3 protein-coding genes are annotated in these 3,795 nt (G+C 72.3%); all 3 read left to right on the forward strand.

From position 1 onward, the window contains the following. Positions 1 to 230: hypothetical protein (locus VFZ20_RS17355; RefSeq protein WP_329685180.1), on the forward strand; the 230-nt coding region annotated here is incomplete at its 5' end. 981 nt (positions 231 to 1,211) lie between these two features. After that, positions 1,212 to 2,405 carry a DUF4956 domain-containing protein gene (locus tag VFZ20_RS17360; protein WP_329685181.1) on the forward strand — a complete coding sequence of 398 codons (1,194 nt, stop codon included), beginning with the start codon at positions 1,212 to 1,214 and terminating at the stop codon, positions 2,403 to 2,405. A 68-nt stretch (positions 2,406 to 2,473) separates the two neighbouring features. Then, positions 2,474 to 3,724: a metallophosphoesterase family protein gene (locus VFZ20_RS17365; RefSeq protein WP_329685182.1), complete on the forward strand. Its 1,251-nt coding sequence runs from the start codon at positions 2,474 to 2,476 to the stop codon at positions 3,722 to 3,724. Positions 3,725 to 3,795 lie beyond the last annotated feature (71 nt).

Raw genomic sequence — 3,795 nt, forward strand, 5'->3', positions numbered from 1 at the left:
AGCAGGGCGCGTTCGCCACGGCGTCGGAGAAGTTCCTGGAGGAGCTCAACACCACGCGCGAGGCCGGCCGCATCCGCCGCAAGGAGATGAAGACGATCGACGAGGGCGGCGACGACATCGCGCTGTCGCGCATCCACACGCAGCACGAGGAGATGACCCTCGCGGCGACGCTGGAGCCCACGCCGGAGCGTCCGCGCCGCCGCGGCCGCCGCAAGGCCGGCGCGATCTGACCGATCGGCATCGATCACACACGAAACGCCCGCGCGAGACATCGCGCGGGCGTTTCGTTTTTCGTTCGACTGGTTTCAAGCGCGTTGGCAGGCTTCGCGCGGACGCCCCCTCCGGGCTCGCGGAGCTCGCCCACCTCCCCCAAAACTGCTGGGGGAGGTTGAACTGCGGGTTCTCGCACCGGGGAAGTACGGTGCGGGATGCCTCGGGAGATCAGTCCGTCCGGGATCTGCATCGGCTCCCAGCCATCAACGGGCATCGTCACCCACGGGTGATGGCGGCAATCCGCTCGGCGTTCTCGCCGAGCCAAGGCGAGGCGCATCGCGGATTTCGTGGGGAGCATCATCCGTCGGCCAGCCGCTCGTCCAATCATCCGGAATCTACCCGGTGCGCGACGGACCTCCGTCCACGCGACGGAGAGCCGGCGTACCGGACCCACGATCGCGTCCGTAAACGCCTGCCCCCGCGCGAAGGGAAAGTTGAACTGACGCGATCGGGTGTCGGGAAGTCGGGTTCCGCTCCGCTGCACGAGCATCCGGTGCGGGCGAGCCAGACGCATCGAGATCTCGCGGACGAGGAGCCGGAGGGGATGCTCGTGGAATCCGCGATGCGCCTCGCCTTGGCTCGGCGAGAACGCCGAGGGAAGGAGAGACCTCGCTCCGGCGCGGCGATCCACGCACCGCCTCGTCTCGTCAACGCCTCGCCGGAAAGCCGGGCGAGGCGGGCGTGTCGGACGAGGCGACGAGCGGGGCACGATGGCGCGGACTTCGCCGAAATCCCATCCGCCCAATGCGGACGCGCGGCACTGGCGCGGCGGAGTGGACGGCTGCAACATAGGGGCGCCCCGGCTGGACTGACCGGGGCGTTTTCGCGCGGTTTTCCTCCCCCCGCGCACGCCCGGCCGCAACGGCGTGGTTCCTGCTAGTGCGCCGCTGGAGCCGCGCGCACGGCGTGCACGCCCATCGTACGAGACATCCCCACCCATGGCCGATAGCCGAGACCGGCGCCACGTACCGCCCTCCGTGGACCCCGCGGGCGAATCCGAGACGCTGCTGGCCCGCCCCGCGCGCGCGGCCGAGCCGTCACCGCCCGCGCAGGCACCGCGCCCGCAGGCCGCCCCGCCGCAGACCGTGCGCGACCACGGACGCGCGCCCGCGCCGGAGCCGCCGCGCCGCCGCCGCATCATCGACCGGCTGCTGGAAGGCCGCACCCGGCCGTTCCTGCGGCTGCTGGCGTACTACGTGGTGCTGACGGCCGTGATGTCGCTGCTGGTCTACTGGATCCCCGCCGTGCGCGACGCCTTCCTGGCGCCGGCCGCGCTTTCGGGCGAGGAGGGCGGCAACCTGGTGGGCCCCGTGAGCGCGGGGTACGGCGACCGCGTGTCGCTCAACGAGGCCCTGGGCCGCGCCATCGCCACCCTGCTGGTGATCACGGGCGCGCTCTCGCTCGTGGTGCCCGTGGCGTGGGTGTACATGCTGACCAAGCGGTTCCGGTACGACCCGGCGCTGGTGTCGTCCGTCATCATCCTGCCCATCGTCGTGGCGGGGATCGCGCTGGTCGTCAAGAACAGCGTGGCCCTGGCGTTCGCCCTGGCGGGCATCGTGGCGGCCGTGCGCTTTCGAAACACGCTCAAGGACCCGCGCGACGCCGTCTACATCTTTCTCGTGATCGGCATCGGGCTGAGCGCGGGCGTGCAGGCGCTGGACGTGGCGCTCACGATGTCGTTCGCGTTCAACTTCGTGGTGCTGCTGGTGTGGAAGTACAACATCGGCTCCATCTACAGCGGCCGGTACGCGCGCACGGGCATCCTGTCCGTGGGTCCCTCGCACCTGTTGCGGGCGCAGGATCCCACGGGGCAGCGCGAGGTGCGGCGGCGCATGCTGGACCACGCGGCCGAGGCCCGCACGGACGGCATCCTGCTGGTGCACAGCAACGCGCCCGACGTGGCCCGCCAGACGGTGCAGGAGGCCCTGGCCGACATGGCCAGCGACTGGCAGCTGGTGGACGTGGTGCGCCGCGACGAGGAGCCCAGTACGCTGGAATACCTTGTGCGGCTGAAGAAGAGCGCGTCCGCGCCCGAGCTCGTGGGCGCCCTGGACGAGCGGTGGGGCGAGCAGGTGGCGGCGGCGGAGTACGTTCCGTTCCGCGCGCGAAAGAAGAAGCGAAAGAAGGGCTGACGCGCGACCGCGCGGCCGGCCTGTGGTTACGAGCGGGGGATGACGTGAGGAACGGAAGCAGTCAGTGGATGCGCCGCGCCGCCGTGCTGGCCGGCGCCGTCGTGCTGTCGGCCACCGCCGCGTGCGGAAAGCCGCAGTTTGGCGTGGGACGGGTCATTGGCCCCGTGCCGGTGGACTCGGTGGTCCTGAACCTGGTGCTCATCGGCGACGCGGGACTGCCGCGGCCCGGCGAGGAACCCGTGTTCACGGCCCTGCGGCGCGAGCTGCAGGCGGCCCCGGAGCGCAGCTTCGTGGTGTGGCTGGGGGACAACATCTACCCCGTGGGGCTGATGGACACCACCACGGCCGAGGGGCAGGAGGGGCTGCGCATCATCCGCGCGCAGATGCGCGTGCACGCCGAGACGGGGGTGCGCGGCATCTTCATCCCCGGCAACCACGACTGGGCCGCCGGCGCCCCGGAGGGGTGGGCCAACATCGTGCGCCAGGAGCGCGTGGTGAACACGGAGGGCGCCGGCATCGTGGGCTTCGAGCCCCGCGACGGCTGCCCGGGCCCCGTCGTCGTGGACGTGGGGGCCGTGCTGCGGCTGCTGGCCATCGACAGCCAGTGGTGGCTGCAGGGCGGCAGCAAGCCGGGCAGCGACCGCTGCACGCCGGGGACGGAGCAGGGCGTCATCGACAGCATCCGCGTGGCCCTGGCCACGGCGGGCGACCGGCGGACGGTGATCGTGGCCCACCACCCCATCGTGAGCGGCGGGCAGCACGGCGGCTACTTCGACTGGCCCACGTACCTGTTCCCCTTTCACCCCTGGGCGCGGCTCTCGGGCCTGTTCGCCCGGCAGGACGTGACGGGGCGCGAGTACCGGCACTTCACGCAGTCGCTCACCCGCGCCTTCGTCGTGGACACGCCGCTGGTGTACGCGGCCGGCCACGAGCACAACCTGCAGGTGTTTCGCCGCGACCCCGCGCGCTACCTGGTGGTGAGCGGCGCGGGCTTCTACGGCCACACCACGTCCACGCGGGCCATCACGGGCGTCCGCTACATCCGCCAGGCCAGCGGCTACCAGCGCCTCACCTTTCTGCAGGACGGGCGCGTGCGGCTGAGCGTGATCGTCGTGGACGCGCAGGGCAACGCCTCCGAGGACTACTCCACCTGGCTGGACGCGCCGCCGCTTTCCGCGCCCCTGCCGCCGCCCGTGCTCACGCCCGTGGAACCGCACCCGGAACAGATCCCGCAGACGCCCACGGCGCCGCCCGCGCAGCCCGTGCCGTCCACCCCGGCGGCCACCCCCGCGCCCTCCGCCCGGACGGGGGGCCGATGAGCCGGCGCCTGCTGCTTCCCCTGGGCGCGGCGGGGCTCCTGGCGTCCACGCTTTCCGCGGGCGCCGCCGCC

Origin of the sequence: Longimicrobium sp. (genome assembly GCF_036280135.1) — a bacterium.
Lineage (GTDB): Bacteria > Gemmatimonadota > Gemmatimonadetes > Longimicrobiales > Longimicrobiaceae > Longimicrobium.

Excerpts from the sequence above, each read along its gene's own strand:
- VFZ20_RS17360 (WP_329685181.1), top strand. The coding sequence starts at position 1,212 with ATGGCCGATAGCCGAGACCGGCGCCACGTACCGCCCTCCGTGGACCCC.
- VFZ20_RS17365 (WP_329685182.1), top strand. The coding sequence starts at position 2,474 with ATGCGCCGCGCCGCCGTGCTGGCCGGCGCCGTCGTGCTGTCGGCCACC.